This is a genomic window from Ezakiella coagulans (assembly GCF_003096635.1).
Taxonomy (GTDB): domain Bacteria; phylum Bacillota; class Clostridia; order Tissierellales; family Peptoniphilaceae; genus Ezakiella; species Ezakiella coagulans.
This window is the reverse complement of the sequence record NZ_QEKV01000002.1, coordinates 80,631-103,292: the sequence shown is the minus strand read 5'-3', so window position 1 is coordinate 103,292 and position 22,662 is coordinate 80,631. Positions and strand designations below refer to the sequence as shown.

Below are 22,662 nucleotides of genomic sequence, written 5' to 3'. Positions count from 1 at the left end.
AGTGAGGCGTACTGGCAAGTACGTCGCAGCGACTGAAATATTGAATCAAGCGTTTATCGCGAAAAGGCCCGCAAATAAATCCCCAAAAAAATATCTATGAAGGGTCTTTTCCCCTCCATAGATATCCTCATTTTTATTCTGAAATATCTTGAAACAACCTCAAATATTCCTCCGCCGTTTTTTCCCAACTGCTGTCTTTCATAAGTGCGTTTCTTCGCATTATTTCAAGTGTTTCGGGTTCGTCTTCATAAAGCTTCTTCGCTTCATCAATCGCTCCTCTGAAGTCCTTTTCTCTCATGTTCTGAAAAATTATTCCGTCGCCTTTTTTTGTAAATTTGTTATATTCTCTTATACCGTCTTTCAGAGTCCCGGTAGCTCTAACAATTGGAATTGCACCATATCTTTGTGCAATCAACTGGTTAAGTGCCTGTATTTCGGTGCGTGATGGCATGAGAAAGAAATCGCTTCCCGCCATAACGCGAATCGCTTCTTTTTCATTTACATAGAGTTTAACCGAAATGTTCTGTGGATACTCCTGCTCTTTTTCCAAAAGTTTATCCTCATACGCCGGCTCGCCCGTACCCATAATGATTATATTAAAGCCCGCCTCGACCATATAGTCGATGTTTTCGTAGACAAAGTCCACGCCCTTTCTTGTAATAAGCCGACCGATGACCGAGATTAAAGGTCTTTCAAAACCTGATAGCGAGTAGTAGCTCATAACGCCCTGTTTATTTATCGCTCTTTCCTCAAGTGTGTCTGCGCCGAAGTTTTGGAAAATTGCAGGATCCTTTTCCGGATCATAACGCCTGTGGTCTATTCCGTCCAAAATCCCCATCACCTTAAACGAATTTGCAGTCAAGAGATTGTCGAGGTTGCTGCCATAGTATGGGCTCACAATTTCCTCTTTAAGTGACGGTGCCGGAAGCGTTATATAATCTGCAGAGTCGATTCCCGCTTTCAAGAAGTTTACCGCCTTGAAATATTTGTACTCGCGGTCCTCCATAAGCTCGAGCGGTAGGCTCGCAATCGAGTCCATGTCCTTCGCCGGATATATGCCCTGATTTCTGATGTTGTGAATCGAAAGCACCGTCTTTATGCCGTGATAAAAACTGTCAACTTGTCTCTTTGTTTTTATACAAGCCGGAATAAGACTCGACGCATAGTTGTTCACGTCTATGATGTCAGGTTTAAAGTCTATTTCCTTCATCATGAGGTTCACCGCTTTGTTAAAGAAAATAAATCTCTCCGCGTCGTCTCTCTCGCCGTAAATTCTCGGTCTGTCAAAATACACGTCGGAATCGACAAAATAAAACAAAACTCCCTCAACATCGAGACTCAAAATTGTTGCGGTGTGGACCTTGTATCCCAAATCGACCACAAAGCTCTTCACAAATCGAAGACTCGAGTTGTAGTCGGTCTTGATTGATTTGAAAAGTGGCATGACGAGCCTTACGTCTGTGTTCAGTTCTTTAAGTTTTCTCGTTAAATTGTATGTGAAGTCCGCCATATTTGAAGTTCTAACAAACGGCAGTGCTTCTGTTGTTACAAATAAAATTTTAAGCTTTTTCATATTTATCTCCAAACGGTGTTTCCGTCTTTTTATAGTAGCCCTCTCCGGATTTTCTGTCCAAAAATGCAATGAGTTCCTTGCTGTCCATGCCCTTTCCGACTTTACTGAGCTCGGTCATAACGATGTTTAAATCGAGCACTTTTACCGGAAGGAATCTGTCCAAAATTTCAACGATTTCCTCGTCCATCGACTCCTTCATCATGCCCAATTCATCGAACGGGTTTTCGCTCTTCGGCTGATGGCTGATTGCTTTTCTTATTCTTATGAACATCGTCCTTCCCATGACGGCACTCGAGAAAAACACATTACCACTTCTGAGATAAGGAAGTCTTGCCGATTCGTCCGGCGAGATGTCCGTTTCTTCTTTAATCGTTTGAATGTCAGTCTGTCTCGTGGTCCTGAAAATAAATTTCGAATTCAGCTGTGCGGTCGTCGTGTCGTCTAGAATCGACGGTCTTTGCGTCGCAAGTGCTAGAAAAACTCCGTACTTACGTCCTTCCTGTGCGATTTCACGTATAATCGCCTTGGAAGGTCTCGGGTCGCCCTTCGGTGCGAAGTTGTGTGCTTCGTCTATAACCGACACAAACGGCGGAAAGAAATGCTCAGCACTACCGTCGTGCTCGTCTTTGTAGGTGCGTCTCATGTAATAGAGCGACCTTAAAATATAACTCATATAAACGAGCAAAATTCGCATCTCACCCCTGATGACAACAGTCTTCGATTGCTTCAGTGCATTTATGATGTCGCGGCTCGTGAAGTTGAAAATGCCGGTCGATTCAATTCTTTTAAAACGCCATCTTATGGCTTTTATGACCGACAGATTTGACGAGCGCACAAAACGTTTGTAGTTCTTGTACAAAGTGCTTATTCTGTTTCCTTCAGGTCCCGGATTGTCTGCAATATATTTTTCGATGTCCGCAGACGTTCCGATTTCCAAAAGCTCGATAAGCGACTCGATTTTCGTGTTGAAACTGTCAGCACTTTCATTTTTTTCGAGTGCCATTTCAATAAACGACGACTGTGCATCGCTCAGATCACCGGCGGATTTCAAAAGATAAGTTAAATCGAAACTCGAAAGGTCCTTAAACTCGATTCCGGCGTCGACGCCCACATTGAAAATTGTGTACTTGTCCTTGAATCTGTCGTCGTCCGATTCAAAACTCATTTCGTTGTGCGGATCGCTCACGATTGTCGGGATATTAAGGCGCATAAGTTCTTCGATAAATACCCTGATTCCGTAGCTTTTTCCGGAACCTGAACCCCCGAAGATGCCGATGTGCGGATAGTCCTTCATCGACCACAAATCGAAAATCGCCGGAAGCTCGTATTGCTCCCTCTCCTCTTTGTCCTCAAACATCGTGAAGAGGTCCTTGTATTTTTCGTCGGCGTATTTGTAAAGCTCGTCGGTGTTCTTTATTGCGCCGAGCACGAGTCCCTTTTTGTCGTCGGTCCTTATAAGGATGTCCTTTATTTCATCAAACTCCGGCACGACAACTTCGGATCCAGTCTCAATTGGATAAGGCGCTTCGCTCAAAAGGCGCACCTTCGCGATATAAATCTTTTCGTTGTCAATGTCGTACCCAAGGTCCTTTAAAACCTCAAGCACGTGCGTGTCCGCCATATCGCTGTCCGGCTTCAGCGGCATAAATCTGTTGTATGCGTGCGTCTTCGTCGTTTCGCAAATCAAATCCCCCTGATTTTTGTCGCGAATCTTAAGATATTCATTTATCCTTATCGGATTTTCCCTCTCAACGATATATGCCTCGCTGCTTGTAGTCATTCCAATAACTTTCATTACATCCACCTCTTTTGTCTTGCCTCATCCAAATAAAGCCTTTTAACGTCCTCTGAAATATATTTCTTTATAAAATATTGCATGTCTTTGTCGGTCACTTTCGCATATTTATCCACAATGTCCAAAATAAACGGAATGCCGCGACTCATGTCCGGTGTAAGCGTTCGAACAAGATTTGTTATAAGTTCCCTTTTATCGCCCAAAAAGTTTGGAAAATCAATCGAAATCGCCATCGGGTCGTTTCCCGGACGCAAATAAATTGTGCTTATCGAACTCTCTTTTTTTAGGTTTAACTCGTCATGAAGAAAAAATGCTTCTCCCGGAGCGAGTTTACCAAAAAGTAGCTCCCTATCGAAGCCATCAACATCCAAAGCCTTCGAAATCGAACGGCTCTTCATGTCCTCAATCACGCCCATAAAAAGCGTATCTCTCTCTTTCACGAGTTCAAGTAGCTCGTTGTACTCGTCTTCCGCATCCAAAATATATCTTATAAGTCCTCCATCCATCAAAAGTGCCTTCGAATCATATTTCTCGAGGCCCTTCATTGCCGCTATAAGCTCGAGTTTTGAAAGCTCGGACTTAGGTGAGACCTCAACGTCAACAAGCGGACTTAAAATTCGCACTTCTTCAACACGGTCGCGTTTCATATCCGGAATATAGCATGCACGAAGAAAATGGATAATGTTCGGATCCGCTCCACCGTACGAATTGTTTGAGCCATCGACCGCTGCAATACCTTTCGGAAGAAAACTATTCATCTCTTCATCTGTCAGGTGTCGCGACATATAAAACTCGCCCAATGTCAAGAGCTTTTCCTTTGTAACTTCATTTTTCAACTTTTTGTGTTTATCCAAAAGCCTGTCATTAAAAGATTTAAAAATTTCTTCTATTTCCATAACACCTATTCCTTTGAATTTTTTAAAACAAAATCATAGATTTCATTTCTCTTGATTTCTTCATTTTTGTACTCTTCTTTAATCTGTTTCAAAATGCTCTTTGCACTCATTCCGCTCTCCATTATTTCCCGGACTCTCGGCCAAATGTCGATTGCCTTTTCCTCTCCCCCTTCAACCAAAATCACCATCTCTCCTTTGAACGTGATTTTGTCAAACGGAATCTCTGAAAAGTTGAAGCGCACAGTCTCCTCATAAATTTTTGAAATCTCCCGGACGAGAGCTGCATTTCTCGTTTTAAAAACCGTTTGCATATCGAGAAGTGTTTCCTCCGCTCTGTGCGGCGATTCATAAAAAATGAGAGTTTGAGTCATATCTAAAAGACTTTCGAGCTTTTTCATGCGCTCGTTTTTCTTCGGCGGAAGGAATCCAATGAATGTAAATTCGTCCGTTGAAAGTCCGGAGTTCACAAGTGCCGGCACAAATGCAGTTGCACCCGGAAGAGTTCGAACGAACTTTGCGTCGATTTCCGAAACCAAAATACCGCATGGGTCGCTGATGCCCGGAGTTCCCGCATCACTTATGACGGAAATCGTCTTGCCTGAATAAACGAGGTCAATTATCTCGTCGACTTTCGAGCGCTCATTGAACTTGTGAAAAGAGCGCCTTTCGGTTTTTATGTCGTAAAAATTCAAAAACACTGCGCTCGTCCTTGTGTCTTCGCAATAAATATAATCGCTCGACTTCAAAACTTCAATCGCCCTGTAAGTTATATCCTTGAGATTTCCGACCGGAGTCGGAACTATGTAAAGCATTCCTTCCACTTAAATCCCTCCACCTTTTATTATACCACATTTCGGAATCCATTTCTCGAAATTTATTATAGTAATTTAAATCACTATTTTTGTACAAATAAAAATAATTTTATGTTATAATATTTTTAGGAGGTATTTTTATGACTAAAGAAACAAACTTAACATTCGAAGAGTTTAAATACGAAAGACCGGACTTTGACAAAATTGTAAAGATTATCGGTGAGGAAACTGAAAAGCTTGAAAAGGCTGCAAATAAAGACGAAGCGATTGAAACATATTTCAACGTTTCAAAAGTCTTGGACGACCTCGATTCATACGGTACATTGGTTTCCATAAGAAACTCAATCGACACAACTGACAAGTTCTATGACGACGAAATGAATCACTTTTCTGAAGAAGGACCGAAGATTGAAGAAGCGACCGTAAAATATGAAAAAGCATTTTTGGACAGCAAATTTAAAGCTGCCCTCGAAGAACGTTTCGGCTCATATTTAATCAAAAAATACGAAAACGATTTATTAACATTCAAACCTGAAATCATGGAAGATTTGGTTGAAGAATCAAAACTTTCAATAGAATATCAAAAACTTATCGCATCCTGCCAAAAAGAATGGGAAGGCGAAAAGCTCAATTTGACACAACTTGGCAAACACACTCAAGACAAGGATAGAGAAACGAGAAAGAAAGCTACAAAACTCGTTGCAGAATTTTTCGAAGAAAATCTCGATAAGTTCGACGAAATTTATGACAAGATGGTCAAAGTAAGAGATAAAATGGCAAAGAAACTCGGCTACGAAAACTATGTCGACCTCGGGTACAAGAGAATGGGCCGCGTCGACTACGGCAAAGACGAGGTTGCAAGCTATAGAAAGCAAATCATCAATGACGTCGTTCCTCTCGCAACTGAGCTTAGAAAACGTCAATCCAAGAGAATTGGCATCGACAATTTGAAATTCTACGACGAAGGACTGCAATTCGAAAACGGAAACGCAAAACCGCACGGCGACAGAGCATGGTGTGTTGAACGTGCAAAGAAAATGTACGCTGAACTAAGTCCTGAAACCGACGAATTTTTCAATTTCATGCTCGACCGTCACCTCTTTGACCTCGATGCAAAGCCGGGCAAAGCGGGCGGCGGATACTGCACATATTTGTCAAAATGGAGATGTCCGTTCATCTTTGCAAACTTCAACGGCACAACCGGAGACGTCGAAGTCCTTACACACGAAGCAGGACACGCATTCCAAGTCTACAACAGCCGTGACTTCGAAGTGAGCGAATACTTGTGGCCGGGAATGGAAAGTGCTGAAATCCACTCAATGAGTATGGAATTTTTAACATGGCCGTGGATGAATCTTTTCTTTGAAAATGAAGAAGATAAATTCAAATTCCAACACCTTCAAGGTGCAGTTCTCTTCCTTCCATACGGTGCTTTAATCGACGAATTCCAACACTTCGTCTATGAAAATCCTGAAGTTTCACCGAAGGAAAGAAGAGCGAAATTCCGTGAACTCGAAAAGAAATACTTGCCACACAGAGACTACGACGGCATAAAAGTTCTTGAAGACGGCGGATTCTGGCTGAGACAAGGACATATTTTCGGAAGTCCGTTCTACTATATCGACTACACACTCGCACAAGTTTGTGCATTCCAATTCTGGGAAAAAGACAGAGAAAACCACGAAAATGCTTGGAGCGATTATTTGAGACTATGTAAAACAGGCGGCAAAAAACCTTTCACAGGTCTTCTCGAAGTTGCAAAACTCGAAAACCCGTTTGTTCCGGGAACAATTAAAAAAGTTGTCGGACCGATCAAGGAATATCTCAATTCAGTTGACGACAGCAAATTCTAATAGACAGATTTTTACAAACGCTTATTCATTTGAATAGGCGTTTTTGTTTGCAATAAAAAAGGAAGCTTGCATCGCTTCCCTGTCTATCTTTTTGTAACATCGATAACTTCGTCGCCGATATTTTTCAAATCGACGTCGTGCGTTGAAATCAAACACGTTTTATTATGCTTTCTCAAATCCGCAATTATATTTATAATCAAATCGGCACTCTTCTTGTCGAGCGATGCCGTCGGCTCGTCAAAAAGCATGACCTCCGCATCATATCCGAGGAAAAGCGCGAGACAAAGTCTCCTGTGCTCGCCGCCCGAAAAAGTTGATTCGGAATTTTTTACATATGTTTCGAGACCGTCTTTTGAGTCGAAATAGTTTTTAAGTCCCACCTTTTCCAAAAGATTCCACATTCTTTCTTGCGAAATATTCGGATTTATCATCTTAAAGAGCTCTCCGATTCTGCCGTCAAAAGTGTTCGGCGACTGCGGAAAATATGCCCAATTGCCGCTCCTGATAAAATCGCCGCTTGAAAGAGTGTCGTGAATTTTTAATTTTTCATCCGTTTCGAGCATTCCTCCGACAATTTTAAGAATTGTCGACTTTCCCTACAATGTCAAGCAATTGTTACATAAAATTAGACGATATTTCTATCGCCTAATTTATATACAAAACTTTTATTTTAACTTTTTTATACGTTCACTTTCTGTTAGAATCCTCATTTGTTCAATAGCAATTGCATTTAATTTTTCTATCCTTTCAGTTGCATCCATTCCCTCATTTATAAAAACAGCATTTAAGTTCTCAAGATTTGATAAACACACTAATTGTGATATATCAGCATAGTCTCTCATATTTCCTTTTAACTCCGGATTACTTTCACGCCATTCTTTTGCTGTCATTCCAAACAAAGCTACATTTAATATATCTGCTTCACTTGCATAGATATAGTTTATTCTTTCCTTTGATAATTTTTCAGGGACAAGATTATTCTTAATTGCATCTGTATGAATTTTGTAATTTATCTTAGCTAAATTCCTCTTGATATCCCAACCTAATTGTTTTTGTTCTTCTTCTTTTAAGCGCTCAAACTCTTTAATAAGATAGAGCTTAAAATAAGGTGATACCCACGACGCAAATTCAAAAGCTATGTCTTTATGTGCATATGTTCCACCATATCTTCCTGCTTTGGCAATAATTCCGATAGAATTCGTCTTATTGACCCATTGTTTAACCGATAAAATAAAACGATTAAAACCTGCTTCATTTTTAATTCCCTCGAATTCGGTGGAATTAAAATTCGCATTATACATTTCTTCCCATATTCCTAAAAATTCAATTGTATTTTTATTCCTTAGCCATTTTTCTATCAGTGCCACACCATTTTCAACATTTCTAACCATGTCGGTTAAAGAAATATAATCTCTATTATCTATGGCAATAATGCTAATTTCTGATCCTTCCACATTTATTTTAGACACAAAAATCACCTCACAATATCTCATTTTAACTATAATTATATCATTTTTTTGTTTGTTCCTAAATATTTACCCTATCAACTCATAGTAAACAGTACTATTTATTTCCGCAAATTTTCTCGTCATTATTTACATTTTGGCGTATTAAAATTAAAGTTGGCGAGATTATGAGTTACTTTTAATACTATCCATCTATATTTCTACAATTTCTATTTCTCCACTTCTTGATACAATTATCTTATCAATTTTATTGTCTAAATAAGCCTTCAATAAACTTTCTTCGTCTAAGACTGTAATATCCATTTCTTTCCTTGAATCAATCTTCTCTGACTTCAATTCTTCCAACTTACTCTCCAATAATATCTTTTTATCTTTGATAAAAGTTTTTTCCTTTAGATACTCCTCTTTCGAAATATTTTTCTTTTTATAGTTTTCATAGATGATTTGTAAATTGCTGTTTAATATGGATATTTCCTTTAAAATCTCTTCTTTTACATTCTTGTGTTCTATAACTTTCTCTTTATTTAATGTGTTTTGAATCTTAAAACCTTTTAATTTAGGTTTTATAAGTTCAATAATATCTTTCTCTTTGATATTGTTTGGTGTTTTCTCAGCTTTACATAAATTACAATAATAAATCTTATACTTGTATATTTTATCAGAATTCTTCTTTTGTCTACTGTCACATCGTAAACTCATATGTCTACCACATTCTTTACAAAAAATCTTATCAGAAAAAATAGAACGATTTTTGTTTCCTGTATATCCCCCAAAACTTCGTTTTTCTTTTATTTTCTTAACCTTATCAAACACTTCTCTGGAAATAATAGATTCATGGGTATTTGGAAGTATTTTCCACTCATCTTCAGGAAGTAAAATTCTTTTTCTTCCACCTATTTTTGTTTCTTTGAATTTATTATATACATAATCTCCTGTATATAGTTCGTTCCTTGTAATCTGTGAGATAGCTGCATTTGTCCAAACTCTTTTCTTTACTTCACTTCCGGTAATTAAATTTCCAGTATAATCAGAAAGTTTCAGTTCTTCTTTTCGTTCAGAGCGTGTAATATAACCTTTTTCATTAAATATATTAGCCACTTGAATACACGAATATCCTTTTAGCAATAAATCAAAAGCTTCTTTAACTATAAAAGCTGTTTTTTCATCAATGATGATACTATGTTTATCTTTTGGATCTTTAATATATCCAAAAGGTGCTGCCCAATTTATATTTTTCCCCTGCGATTTAATTTGCCTAATAGAACCTCTTACCTTTTCAGATAATTCCTTACTGAATAAATCATAATACAATGTCTTAAACTGTGTATCTGTATCTAAGCCATTACCTTGTTCTTTTAAAGAATCATAGTTGTCATTAATAGCAATAAATCGTATTTTTAGAAATGGTAATATATTGCTTAAGTAATCCCCAAGCAAAATATAATCTCTTGAAAACCTAGACATATCTTTTACAATTATAGTTCCCACTTTACCACTCTTTATATCCTCAATAAGCCTTAAAAAGGAAGGTCTATTTGTATTAGTAGCAGAATATCCATCATCTACATATTCTTCTATTTCACAACTTTTTAAAGATGTTTCATTTTCAATGTAGCTTTTTATATAATCTCTTTGATTTGCTATACTTTCACTTTCATCCACTTTGTGATAATCTTCTTCAGAAAGTCTTAAATATATAGCTATCTTATTCATGCTCTACCTCCAACTGCTTTCCCACATCTTTATCAAGTTTAAACTTAAAATATATGGTAACCTGCTTATACTCTGATATTTCTATATGACTAATTAATGTATCGACCAATTCTTTATCAACTTCTATGCTTTTAGCATCCAAGCAGCAAAATAGTACATCTATAAATTCTATAATTTCTCTTTTTTTCTTTTTTATATTTCTTATTCTTTCAGCAAAAACTTTTAATTCATTTTTTAAGGTTTTTATTTGATTATTTATTTTTTTACTTTCTATTTTAAAATCACTTAAAAGAACCTCTCCTTTAACATAGTTTTCATATTGTTCTTGTAGATTGATCCTAAGAGAAGCAATCTTTTTATTATTTACATCTGTTTTTAGAGAAACTTGATTTATCTTTTCAGTACTTATATTTTCTAAATATATTTTTAGTCGTAATCTTTTATCCTTTTTATAAAAGCTTGAAACCAGTCTTTTTAAGGTATCTACTAAAATTTTATCTAGGTCTGTTTCGTATATTCTTACATGAGATTTTTCTAAGTTTAATCTATCTCCACCTTTACAATAATAACAATAGCAAATCTCATCATGATATTTCAGTCCTCGTGGTCCATATTGTTTTTTCAAATATCTGCCACAAACACTGCACTGTATGAGGTCGTCATACTTTCCTTCTTTTTTATGATCTCTTTGAATTTTTACTCCAACATTTTCTTTTCCGTCTTTTATTATGTTTTTCAGTGAATGGTAAGGTAGATAGTTTTGTTTTTTCTCCTTTATCTCTCTGATATTTTCAAATGTAGTTTTGTCTATTAAACCTTCGTGGGTGTTCTCTGTTATAATCCACTCTTCTTTATCACGAAACTTACTTTTCCTACTTGGATCATGTCTATTTGAGTATACTCTTTGAATCAAATTCCCAATATATACTTCATCAGAAAGCATTTTTGATATATAAGAAATATCCCATTGTTTTGTATCTTCTTTATCCTTAAAAATTTTACCTGTTCTTTTATATTCATCAGGTGTCGTATATGTTTTAGTCAATTCTCTTGCTATTTGCATATTGGATTTACCTTGACTTGCCATATAAAAGATAAGTCTTACTACATCTGCTGCCTTTTCGTCCATCACCAGAACTCTTTTTCCATCAATTTTATCAACCTTATAGCCATACGGAGCCATCGCTCCTATAAAAGACCCTTGTTTCATTTTTATTTCTTTAGATGCTTTTATTTTCTTTGAAATATCTTTTGCGTATAAATCATTGAAGATATTTTTTATTGCTATTTCATAACTCTGATCTGATTTTATACCGTCTTTAGTATCAAGATTATCATTTACGGAAATAAATCGAACTCCCAAAAATGGAAATACTTTTTCGATATAGTTTGCGATTTCTAAATACTCTCTACCAAACCTTGACATATCTTTTACTATGATACAATTTATCCTACCTGTTCGGATATCTTCCATCATTTCAATAAATGCAGGTCTTTTAAAATTTGTTCCAGAATACTCATAGTCCTTGTATACTCTTAAAATCTTTATATCTTTTTCTTTTGCAGCATTTATACAGAGTTCTTCCTGCATTTCAAGTGAATTACTTTTATCCCTGTAAGCTTCCTTTCTTTCCTGTGATAATCTAGCATAAATACCGGCAATGTATATTTTTTCAATCACTTTTCCAACTTCTGTTCCTGATTGTGATATATGCCTATTTTTTGTTCTAGCCACAGCATACCTCACTTTCAGCGCTTACAAGACTTTTATTCATAACAGTGGGTATAGTTTTTGACTTCCTGCTTTTATCGATACTTTTCTTTTTTATAGTGTTGGCTTTAATGTCAGACTTATCCATTTTTGTCATTTCTTCAAGTAAAGACAATTCTTCAGTATGATTAAACCTAACATCTATCGTCTTATCTTCAGAAATAAAAATTTTATCAATAAGCATCACAACAGACAATCTATCTATTTCAGATAAATTTTTATACTTGTTAATGTCGATGATCCAACTCTTATTTTTATCAATCTTCTCCTTAGTATCTTCCTGTTTTTTTAATCTATACTCGATACTTTCATCTAATTTAGTCAATTTCTCTGTATAGTTTTTTCTAAAAAGTTGATATTCTTCTTTACTAATAACATCTTCTTTTAGGTCAAGGTATAGAGAAGATAAGAGTTCTTCTGTCATCGCTTTTTCTCGTTTTAGTATAGGAATTTGATTGTCTTTCAAATTTTTATTTATATCTATACGCTGAACTTTAGAATATAGATTTTCATTAAATTCAATGTAGGACTTCATTATTTTAGATACTGCTTTTATCAAGGTTTCTTCTTTTATGCTGTGTCTTGTGCAAGATTTTTCCTTGTTGTACTTTGAACAGATATAGAATATCTCTTCTCTTTTTTTATACTTTACAGTCCTTCTAATCAAAGAACTTCCACATTCTTTACAAAAAAGCATTCCTGTAAAAATATCAATTTTGTCCTTTCCACGAGAATTATTCAAATCTCTTTTTAACATAGTATTTGCAATAGTAAAAACTTCTTTACTTATAATTGCTTCATGGGTATTTTCTACTCTTATCCATTCTTCTTTCTCTTTTTCTATCTGCTTTTTATTTTTGTAACTTAAAGTAACACTCTTTCCTTGTAAGGTATTTCCAATATATACTTCATTTTCTATAATTCTATTTACTGTCTTTGCTGACCAGGTTCCACCTTTTGTGTTTTGAAATCCATTACACTTAAATCCTTGACTTTCTTTATATTTTCTTGGAGTTAAAACTCCTAAATGATTTAGTTCATCTGCAATTGCCTTTGAGGAATATCCCAAGAGTTTCATATCAAATATATTTTTGATAATATCTGATATCTCTTTATCAATCACTAACTTGTTTTTATTCTCCTCAGACTTTTTATATCCATAAGGTGCAAAAGCACTGATAAAGTCTCCTTTTTCTCTTTTTATCTTTTGAGAGCTTTTTACCTTATTGGAAATATCTCGGCAATAACTGTCATTGATGAAGTTTTTTATAGGAAGTATAAGGTGTGTATCGTTTATATCTGCACTTTTACTATCGTAATTGTCATTTACTGATATAAATCTTATACCGTTTTCCGGAAATATTCTTTGAATATATTTTCCAGCTTCTATATAATCTCTTCCGAATCTTGATAAGTCCTTTACAATAATTGTATTGAACTTTCTATCATAGGCAGCCTTTATCATTTCTTTAAAATTGGGACGATCAAAATTTGCACCTGAATACCCATCATCCACATACTCTTTGACAATTGTAATTTGATTTTTTCTTGCATAAGAGTTTATAATTTCTCTTTGATTAGATATAGAGTTACTTTCTGTTTTTTCGCCATCTTCTTTTGATAATCTTAAATACATAACTGCCAAATTTTCTTTTGCTAAATTGTTTTTAAACATAAAAAAGCCTCCTTTAATTCAATTTACATACAATAAATCGAACCAAGGCTAGGCTTCCACAAAAATATTATAACGCTCCTTATATTTTCTGTCAGCCCCTAATAGACAGAAAATTTTTCTTTGATGTATTCCTCTACTAAATTTTCTAAGCTAAATCCATTTTCATTAAATTTAACTTCTATATTCCAACCATCAATTTGATTTATCATCTGTTTATCTTTTTTATCTGTTTTCATTTCTGTATTTATATTATGTTCATCACACATAATATCTTCTCCTTATCTTCAATATTTTTAAGTTTTTTGACATTAACAGGCGTGTAGGCCACGACATTGGAATTTCACCACCGCCCCTTTTCAAGATGAGCCGGCAACAACTGTAGAAGTATCATTATCCCCATTTGCTTCAATGCATCAGTTTCCTAGGCTGAATATATAATTTCTTTTTGTCGCTCGTTTTCTTTTATCCTTCTTTTAACTAGAGTATTTATTTAAGCCGAAATCCTTATCAGCAGAAAAGTCTTGGCGAAGAAATTATAAAGCTCCACAAATGGTTAATGTCCTGTCTTGGTCTATTCAGTTGTCAAGGTTCAAATCTATATATAACGAGGTATAAAAGTCCCTCTATATATAAACCTTACTTTCAGGACAATTTTTAACACTTTTTTGAATATTTTTTTGAAAAATTTTTAAAAAATAGAGGACAGAGATATTTTCCCCTGCCCTCTAGTTGATTTACCTATCCAAAAGTTTTCTCAGTTTCTCTAAAACCTTATTTCTTAATCTACTGATTTTCATCGGATTTGTATCTTCTTTCTTTGCAACTTCTGTGAGAGTTTTATCCTCAAAATACAGTGATTTAATTAGGTTTCTCTCTTCGTCATTTAGACTGTCTAATGCACGATACAAATCTTCTATACGCATTTTGGTTTCAATGATTTTTTCAACATCAACTGTATTATCTGCAATATCTACAACACTTATATTATAATCTCCAAAATGAAACACCTTATGCTTTCTATCTAATCTTTTCAAATGAGCTTCATGATTAAGCTCTTTTTTATATGCTCTATACACTTCATCAGAGACATATATCTTTTTACCTTTAACATAAATATATTTTTCTTTGTCTAACATCCTTTGATCCTCCTTTTTATGTTTTTTTGATTTTGTGCATAAAAAAGGAGGATCTCGGCATTTTGACGTGCGAAATCCTCTTAGATGTGAACGAAAAAAAGTTTTTTGGCTCTTCTCATATTCAGTTTTTAGTTCTTTAAAAAGGGCAATATATAGAAATTAATTCTATTTCACAAACACATACAGCATATTCATGATATTTTTTTACTGATAAAAATAACATCACCATATTTCCCCTCCATTATTCCATTTATTATTAGTTATCTTACCAAAAAAATAGCTGAGAAAATAACATTCCCAGCTAAAAAAGTAATTTATATAAAAGTTCATTATTAAAAATGACATCGATTCTACTAACATGATTGTTGTATTAAAAATAGGATTAATTTGTTGTTTTCAATTTAGAAAGCATTGTTTGTTGAATAATAAACCCAACCAAGATCATACTAAAATCTACAATAGGTTCAGCCCACCAAACTGCACTTGCTCCAAAAAACTTTGGAAGCAATAATATAGCCGGAATAAACAAAATCAGTTGTCTAAGCATTACAATCATGCTTGCTTTTTTCCCATCTCCAATAGATTGAAAGAATGTAAGTGTCATTATCATAATTCCATACATAATAAATGTGGAATAAAACATCTTGAAATTCATAACACCAGCTTCTATGATTTCACTTCTTACACTGAATAGTGATAGTAATTTTTCTGAATAAAACATCGATGGTATCCATGAAAGAGCTGCAAGAATAGTTGCTCCGTACATAAAAACTTTCATTGTATCTTTTACTCTTTTATATTGCTTTGCTCCGAAATTTGCCCCAATAACAGGCTGTAAACCTTGGCTCATTCCCCAAAGAGGAATAAAGGAGAACATATACAATCTCATTGTAGCAGCCATTAAAATTCCCCAATTATCTCCACCGTATGCGAAAGCTTGCTTAAACAAGAATGTTTGTTGTACTGCAAACAAAATTTGCATCATCATTGCAGAACTTCCTATGCTAAACATTTCACTGGAAATATCCTTACTCTTTTGGATTTTATGAATCCTCACAAAAGCACTTTTCTTTGAAAAATAGCGTAAGGTTAATATAGCTTGCACAATTTGAGAGATTACAGTTGCAATAGCTGCCCCTTCAATCGCATATTCTCCCATCAACTTCATGAAAATAGGATCTAAAATAATGTTTAATATTGCTCCTACCCCCATAATAATCATGGATTGCTTTACTGCACCTTCACCACGCATTGTCATATTTCCGGCTTGAGCAAAATTAACAAATATGGAGCCCAAAAAAACTACTCTTAAATATCTGACTCCAAGTTCTTTAATATTCCCCTTTGCTCCTACTAAATCCAAAAAATTAGGTGCAAATATCAAACCTAATATTGTGATAACTATAGAGAATAAAATTACCCAATAACAAAAATTTCCAAATATCTTGTCAGTTGTTTCTTTATCTCCCTTTCCAATCGCCCTTGATAATATTGATGCACTACCAACTCCAATAAGTGCTGATACTCCACCATTTATTATTGTTAAGGACATGGATATACTAATAGCAGACATTGCATAGTCTCCAATAATCCATCCAGCAAAAATTCCGTCCATAAATGGATATAGCCCTATAACTACCATTCCTATAATTCCCGGAATAGCTAACTGAAACAATAAATCTTTAGGACTTTTGGTTAAAAGTTGTGTTTTCATATCTTGTTTTCCCATATGACTTCCTCCAGTTTTTTTCAATATTTTTATAACTTATGACAACTGCCACTTTGCTGCCACTTGTCTTGCTTCAACAAATTTTTTGTAGATACCATCAACTTGAATAAGTTCTTCATGTGTACCTTGTTGCGTTATCTTTCCATTAGCTAAAACAAGTATTTGGTTTGCATTTTTTATTGTCTTTAGTCTGTGTGCTATCATTATTACTGTTTTATTTCTTGTGAGTTCCTCCATAGCAACCTGCAATTTATCCTCATTTTCAGGGTCTACATTTGCAGTAGCTTCATCGAAAATAATAATAGGTGCATTCTTTATCATTGCTCTTGCAATTGATATTCTTTGTCTTTCTCCACCAGATAAACTTGCACCTCCCTCTCCTATAACTGTTTCATATTGTTCAGGAAGCTTCATAATAAATTCATGACAACACGCTTTCTTTGCAGCTTCTATAACTTCCTCATGTGTAGCATCTGGCTTAGCAAACTTTATATTGTTCTCAATAGTGTCTTGAAATAAATAAACATTTTGAAAAACCATACTAATTTGTCTCATTAATGACTCCAATGAATATTCTTTAATATTGTGTCTACCTATGCTGATTTCTCCTTTCTCTACATCCCAAAATCTCGCTATCAAATTGCAAAATGTAGTTTTTCCAGCTCCTGAAGGCCCAACTATAGCTGTCATTTGGTTTTGTGGTATCTTGACCGAAATATCATCGAGGATTTTTTTACCTGAATATGAAAACTCTACATTATCAAAAGAAATATCGAAAGTAGTAGGCTTTATGTCTTTTCCATCAATATCCATCTGTGGAAATTCCTCTAACTTCCTTGTTTGCTCAATAGATCCACTAACAACTCTGAGGGAGGTTGTTGCACTTCCTGCCAATTTTATTTGAGAAAAAGCAAGAAAAGAAATTATAATCGTCATAACTGTATTTAAGAATGATATTTTTCCATTAATATAAAAGAAAATACCTGCACCTATTATCAAAATGCTAAACAAATCCAAAAGAATATTTTGCAAAATCGTATAAGGTGTAAACAGTTTTTCACAATCAAGATTTATTTTTCTACTATTTTCAATAGCACCTCTAACTTTTTCATCTCCTTTCCCTGTTAAATTAAAGGATTTTATAACAGACATCCCTCCAATTTGCTCTAAAATGGCATCAACTAATTTAGCAGATGCTTTTTGTCTTTTAGGAAGAACGCTCCTTGATTTGCTTTCCATTTTTGAGAGAACAAATAAGTACAATAGGCATCCAATTGCAACAATAAAACCTATTCTCCACTCAAATACTAAAATCATTATTGTAAATATTATCGTGTTTATAAAACCTGATAATGTATTTACCATAACCATTGCTGCGGTATTTTCTACATCTTCTAAAACGCTTGTAGAAATTCCAACCACTTCACCAATATTGTTTTCATTGAAAAATCCCATAGGTATTTTTTTTAACGTTTCACCTATTGCTACTCTTTTATTTGCCACCATGAAATAACTTGCATGGCATTGCTGTAATTGTGAAAAATAATTTGCAACACTTCTGCCAACTATGCTTATAACAAGAAGTATCAAAGCAATCCATGCAGGTGTCATACTCATATCTTTTTCAACAATAGCTTTAACAATAATGTATATTGCACTGATTTGGAGCATGTGAAAAATTGCAAACAAGAAACTTACCCATATAGAATGGTATACATTTTTCTTCTCATCACCTGAGAAATCTAAAATTTTCTTTAAGGCACTTATCATTTTATTTCACCATCCTTTACTCCAATATGAGCATTCCACATCTTTTGGTATAACTCAGAATCTTCCATAAGTTCTTCATGCTTACCATGTGAAACAAGCTCTCCATTCTCAATTAAGAATATTTGTTCTGCATCTGTTATAGTTGATAACCTATGAGCAATAATAATCACCGTTTTATCTTTTATAAGCTTTGATAAAGCTTGCTTTATAATCACTTCATTTTCAGGATCTATATATGAAGTAGCTTCATCAAGTATTACAATAGGTGCGTTTTTGATCATTGCTCTTGCTATTGATATTCTTTGCCTTTCTCCACCAGAAACATGGCTCCCACTACTTCCGACAACCGTGTCGTAACCATGTTCCATTTTCATAATAAAATCATGACAACCCGATTTCTTAGCAATGTCTTCTACTTCTTTATCACTGGCACTTGGATTGCCCATTCTTATATTCTCCCTAATACTTTCGTTGAACAAAAAATTATCCTGAGAAACAAAGGCGGTCAAACTATATAATTGCTTTAATGGAATTTCCTTAAGATTGTGTCCACCAATATTTATATTTCCTTCCATGATATCCCAATATCCAGCTATTAATTTTGCTAAAGTTGACTTGCCACTTCCACTTGGTCCAACAAAAGCCACTGTTGTCCCTTCTTTTATGTTTAGGGATATTCCATGAAGAATTTCTTTTTCTTCTTCATATCCAAACTTTACATTTTGTAAATCAATGTTATATTGCTGGATAGTCACTTCTCTATCAGAATGCTTTTGTTCTTTTCCTTCTAAAATTAAGTTAATAGAATTTGCAATAGTCCCTATCTTAGCAAGACCATCAACAAAATTGATTGTTTCAAGTAAAGGTCCTGCAATACCTAAAGATAGAATAATTACAGATATAAATACTTCTGCACTTAAACTTCCGCTAATGTAGAAATACCAACCAAATGGAAGCACTGTTATCATTGTAGTAGGAGATATGTTTTTAGATAAAGATACAGGTAACTGACAGCTCTTCATCCATTCATAAAAGTATCTTGCATTTGCAATGACTTTATTTTTGTACTTTGCGTACGATCTCTTGTCTTGATTAAATGTTTTTATCACTTCTATTCCATTGACATACTCAATAATTGCAGAATTCATTTCTCGATTTACCTTTACAGATCCTTCATATTGAACAGCATAATTTTTCATTACGAGTCCCATAAAAAGCATCCCCAAAGGAATGGATACTAATGATAAAAGAGCCATTCTCCAATCAAGAAATAATAAGTAAATAAATATACTCAAAGAACCTAAGAGATTCGATGTCATTTCAGGCAACAGGTGAGCGAGCGGTTTCTCCATACTTTCAACCTGATCCACTATAATCTGCTTAAAGTTTCCGCTTGGAACAGAGATTATTTCTCCTAATGGCATCTTTGGAAGTTTATCAAGCATTCTCAAGCGAATATCTTTCAATACACTAAAAGTCGCTTTATGAGATACAGATAACGCCGTAGAGTATAAAACAGATTTTAAAATATAAGATAACATACCTATTCCCATCCATAAAAAATAGACCTTGAAATCTGCAATTCCATTTAATAAATAGACTAAAATACGGCTTGCAGCAATGTATGGAACAATTCCGGCAATAACACCGATACTTGCTATAAATACAGATGTTTTTAACTTTGAATGTTCCTTATATGCAAGCTCCCACAATGTTACAGCAGGACTTTTTTCTTTCATAATTTAACACCTCCATAATTGTATCCATTTACATTTTATTTTAGAAATTCATATATTGTACCATCACAGTGTTTTATAAATTCAAAATCATGTGTAATTATAATAATAGTTTTCCCTTGTGCTACCATTTGATTCAAAAATTCAATCAAAATATCCATTTGCATTTTGCAAAGTCCACTCGTTGGTTCATCAAATATTATGATTGGTTTTTGGCTTACCATAGACATAGCAAGCAACAATCTCTGTTTTTCTCCACCTGATAACGAACTTGGGTGCATTTCTTTTTTATCAAATAAGTCTACCCTCCTCAAAATTTCATTTTTTAATTCATCCTCTTTAGTAATAGTTGAAATTTCTTGCCATACAGATTCTGTAAAAAGTTGATAATTAACATCTTGCATAATCGCAAAAATATTTTCACATCGTTTTTTTACTTTTACTCCGTTATAAAACACCTCTCCTGTTCCTCTTGTCAGCCCCATCAGCAAATTGATAAAAGTGCTTTTCCCAACACCATTTTGACCAATGATGAAATTGATACCGGATTCAAAGGCAATACTGAAGTCAAAGATTTCCTTTCTTTCATATTTTTTTTTGAAATTCAAACAAGACAATGCTTTACAATCAAGATCTGAAGAATTTTTCTTTAACACTTCTACTTGCTTATATTTCCTGCTTAAAAAATTGTTTTTAGAAATCGCATTAAAACTCCTTAGATTATGTTTTTCAGAAACCTGTTCAAAGAAATCATCACAAAACTGCTCTTTTGTGTATTCTTTATAAGTTCCATTTTCTATCACACACAATTTATCAAGCATATCTTTCAGATAAAACAATCTATGCTCCACAATGATGATAATTTTCTTTCTTTTTTTCAGTTCCATAATGGCATTCTGTAAATGCTCTATTGCAACCTGATCTAAGGAAGATGAGGGTTCATCCAACAAGATAATTTCATTTTCAGAAATCCCACAAGCTGTTACTGCAATCAACTGCTTTTCGCCTCCAGATAGTTCAAAGATATTCCTATCTAATAATTCCTTTGTACCTAAAACCGCTGAATAATACTGAATTTTATCTAAAATCAAATCTTTGTCTATGTTTCTATTTTCCAACTGAAAAGCCAGTTCATCGGTTGAATTGATACAATAAAATTGTGTTTTAGGATTTTGAAACACTGTAGATATAAATTTAGATCGTTCCAATATTGTCAAGCCAAACAATGATTTTCCGTTAAATACAATATCTCCTTCTAATTCTGCATTATTGTATTCCGGAATGATTCCATTGATAACTTTTAGCAAGCTACTTTTTCCTGTTCCTGAATGTCCTGTAATGACGGTTACTTCACCGGGTTTGAAAATCATATTTATATTTTTCAATATGCTTTCACCGTCAAAACCCACTGTTAAATTTTGTAATTCAAGCATATTTTCCCCTTATATATAGATAGATTATCCATGCCATTATTAAGAAAAACATAAAGTCAACAAGTCCCATATATGTTTCACTAATACTTGTTCTCTTTTGATTTACAGCCAACCCTTTCGTCATAGCTGATACCGTCAAATCATCTGCTGCCTTTGATAAGCACATCAATAATGGCACTAATCTATATTCAAATAATAAAATTGGACTCTTTATTAACCTTTTAAGCGTCAATCCTCTCAAACGCATAGCTTTTTTTATATTACTATAATCAATCCTTGCAGCATAAAAGAAACGTACCATTACCGTCAAGGGAATGGCTATTTCATCTGGACATTTCATTTTTTTTAATGAGTAAATGCTTTCTCCAACATTTGATGTAAGTATGGTATATCTCCCCATCAAAAATGCGGGGAGAATTTTTTTAATAACCATCACTATTATCAATAGAATTGCAACCACAGGATTGTAATTAAGCCCTATCAGAAATTTATCAGCAGAATAAACAAACAAAAGAGTAGCCACTCCAATAATAGCTACTCTTATATATTTTGCGTTAATTAAAAGTATTATCGGAATTGTGGATATTAAAATGGCTTGCACGAAATACTTTGTTTGAATATTGCCTAATACCATTACATATGAAAGAACTATCGTCATAAAAAGTTTTGTACGAAAATCAAGTTTGATTATCATCCTAACTCTCCATGAAATCTTATTTTTCCATACCGGCTTTTTTGAAGTGTTTTTTTAGAAATGCCATTCCAATGCTGCAACCTATATATGCACCGATAATTCCTACTATTGCCATTACAACAATAATCCAATTCGGCATAACACTAAGCATCTTATCAATGAACTCTTGATTGTATCCTTGTTCTAACATTTGCTTAATATATTCATTTCTTGATATAAAAATTGGAAGCCAATTTCCTAACGTGCAAAGAGGAGCAATTGAAAATGCCAATCTTGCTTTCTTTACATTGGTATATTCTCCTGATTTCAAAATTATTTCAGCAATAATACCGGCGATAACAGCCGTTAATAATGCCCAAGGTCCATGTCCCATAGCAACATATATCAATGCAATCAATAATGATTGAATAAAAATCATTCCTCTTTTTTTAATTTTGGTAGAATATAGCATATTTACAGGCCCTACCAAAACTCCCTGCGCAAATGGGACAACCGGCATTAAAACCGGAACCATTGCTAAAAATGATCCAATCATCATAAATATGAATCCTAATACGGAAAATAATCCTATATTGATTAAATCCTTTACCTCTAATTTATTCATGTTTAA

The 22,662-nt window shown here is 34.3% G+C and carries 18 protein-coding genes; 1 reads left to right on the top strand and 17 read right to left on the bottom strand.

The window, feature by feature from the left end; translation table 11 throughout:
* Positions 1-133: 133 nt before the first annotated feature.
* The 4 genes from C7381_RS01915 to rsmI are packed head-to-tail and all read right to left on the bottom strand — an operon-like array spanning position 134 to position 5,076.
* The gene (locus tag C7381_RS01915; RefSeq protein ID WP_116479671.1) at positions 134-1,573 is read right to left on the bottom strand and encodes a glycogen synthase; all 1,440 of its coding nucleotides are present in this window, start codon (positions 1,571-1,573) and stop codon (positions 134-136) included.
* Complete coding sequence (locus C7381_RS01910) at positions 1,560-3,368, bottom strand: ATP-binding protein (protein WP_116479670.1); 1,809 nt, start codon at positions 3,366-3,368, stop codon at positions 1,560-1,562. Before C7381_RS01910 ends, C7381_RS01915 begins: the two co-directional genes overlap by 14 nt.
* Entirely contained in the window at positions 3,368-4,264 is an 897-nt protein-coding gene (locus tag C7381_RS01905) for a DNA double-strand break repair nuclease NurA (RefSeq protein WP_116479669.1), read from the bottom strand. The genes C7381_RS01910 and C7381_RS01905 overlap by 1 nt, the downstream gene beginning before the upstream one ends.
* 5 nt (positions 4,265-4,269) lie before the next feature.
* Positions 4,270-5,076 (bottom strand): 16S rRNA (cytidine(1402)-2'-O)-methyltransferase, encoded by an 807-nt coding sequence (gene rsmI / locus C7381_RS01900; protein ID WP_116479803.1) that lies wholly within the window; start codon positions 5,074-5,076, stop codon positions 4,270-4,272.
* 140 nt (positions 5,077-5,216) lie between these two features.
* Between rsmI and C7381_RS01895 the strand changes: the two genes are divergently transcribed.
* Positions 5,217-6,929 (top strand): M3 family oligoendopeptidase, encoded by a 1,713-nt coding sequence (locus tag C7381_RS01895; RefSeq protein ID WP_116479668.1) that lies wholly within the window; start codon positions 5,217-5,219, stop codon positions 6,927-6,929.
* Positions 6,930-7,012: 83 nt separating this feature from the next.
* Here C7381_RS01895 and C7381_RS01890 read toward each other — a convergent pair whose 3' ends face one another.
* From C7381_RS01890 to C7381_RS01830, 13 genes are all read right to left on the bottom strand, one after another.
* Complete coding sequence (locus C7381_RS01890) at positions 7,013-7,513, bottom strand: ATP-binding cassette domain-containing protein (protein ID WP_281261750.1); 501 nt, start codon at positions 7,511-7,513, stop codon at positions 7,013-7,015.
* Between the two features lie 81 nt (positions 7,514-7,594).
* The gene (locus C7381_RS01885; RefSeq protein WP_022620611.1) at positions 7,595-8,398 is read right to left on the bottom strand and encodes a KilA-N domain-containing protein; all 804 of its coding nucleotides are present in this window, start codon (positions 8,396-8,398) and stop codon (positions 7,595-7,597) included.
* A gap of 189 nt (positions 8,399-8,587) precedes the next feature.
* Complete coding sequence (locus C7381_RS01880; protein ID WP_022620610.1) at positions 8,588-10,108, bottom strand: recombinase family protein; 1,521 nt, start codon at positions 10,106-10,108, stop codon at positions 8,588-8,590.
* On the bottom strand, positions 10,101-11,843 hold the full coding sequence (locus C7381_RS01875) for a recombinase family protein (RefSeq protein WP_022620609.1): 1,743 nt from the start codon (positions 11,841-11,843) through the stop codon (positions 10,101-10,103). The genes C7381_RS01880 and C7381_RS01875 overlap by 8 nt, the downstream gene beginning before the upstream one ends.
* Entirely contained in the window at positions 11,836-13,554 is a 1,719-nt protein-coding gene (locus C7381_RS01870) for a recombinase family protein (RefSeq protein WP_022620608.1), read from the bottom strand. The genes C7381_RS01875 and C7381_RS01870 overlap by 8 nt, the downstream gene beginning before the upstream one ends.
* A gap of 98 nt (positions 13,555-13,652) precedes the next feature.
* Complete coding sequence (locus C7381_RS01865; RefSeq protein WP_000332792.1) at positions 13,653-13,820, bottom strand: hypothetical protein; 168 nt, start codon at positions 13,818-13,820, stop codon at positions 13,653-13,655.
* 468 nt (positions 13,821-14,288) lie between these two features.
* On the bottom strand, positions 14,289-14,840 hold the full coding sequence (locus tag C7381_RS01860; RefSeq protein WP_079392103.1) for a sigma-70 family RNA polymerase sigma factor: 552 nt from the start codon (positions 14,838-14,840) through the stop codon (positions 14,289-14,291).
* Between the two features lie 232 nt (positions 14,841-15,072).
* A complete protein-coding gene (locus C7381_RS01855; RefSeq protein WP_022620606.1) occupies positions 15,073-16,419 on the bottom strand; it encodes an MATE family efflux transporter in 1,347 nt (448 codons plus the stop codon).
* 36 nt (positions 16,420-16,455) lie between these two features.
* Positions 16,456-18,189 carry an ABC transporter ATP-binding protein gene (locus C7381_RS01850; RefSeq protein WP_022620605.1) on the bottom strand — a complete coding sequence of 578 codons (1,734 nt, stop codon included), beginning with the start codon at positions 18,187-18,189 and terminating at the stop codon, positions 16,456-16,458.
* A complete protein-coding gene (locus C7381_RS01845) occupies positions 18,186-19,928 on the bottom strand; it encodes an ABC transporter ATP-binding protein (RefSeq protein WP_116479666.1) in 1,743 nt (580 codons plus the stop codon). Before C7381_RS01845 ends, C7381_RS01850 begins: the two co-directional genes overlap by 4 nt.
* Before the next feature lie 35 nt (positions 19,929-19,963).
* A complete protein-coding gene (locus C7381_RS01840; RefSeq protein ID WP_022620603.1) occupies positions 19,964-21,358 on the bottom strand; it encodes an ATP-binding cassette domain-containing protein in 1,395 nt (464 codons plus the stop codon).
* The gene (locus C7381_RS01835) at positions 21,351-22,052 is read right to left on the bottom strand and encodes an energy-coupling factor transporter transmembrane component T (RefSeq protein WP_022620602.1); all 702 of its coding nucleotides are present in this window, start codon (positions 22,050-22,052) and stop codon (positions 21,351-21,353) included. Before C7381_RS01835 ends, C7381_RS01840 begins: the two co-directional genes overlap by 8 nt.
* Before the next feature lie 19 nt (positions 22,053-22,071).
* Positions 22,072-22,656, bottom strand: a complete 585-nt coding sequence (locus C7381_RS01830; RefSeq protein ID WP_022620601.1) for an MptD family putative ECF transporter S component — start codon at positions 22,654-22,656, stop codon at positions 22,072-22,074.
* Positions 22,657-22,662 lie beyond the last annotated feature (6 nt).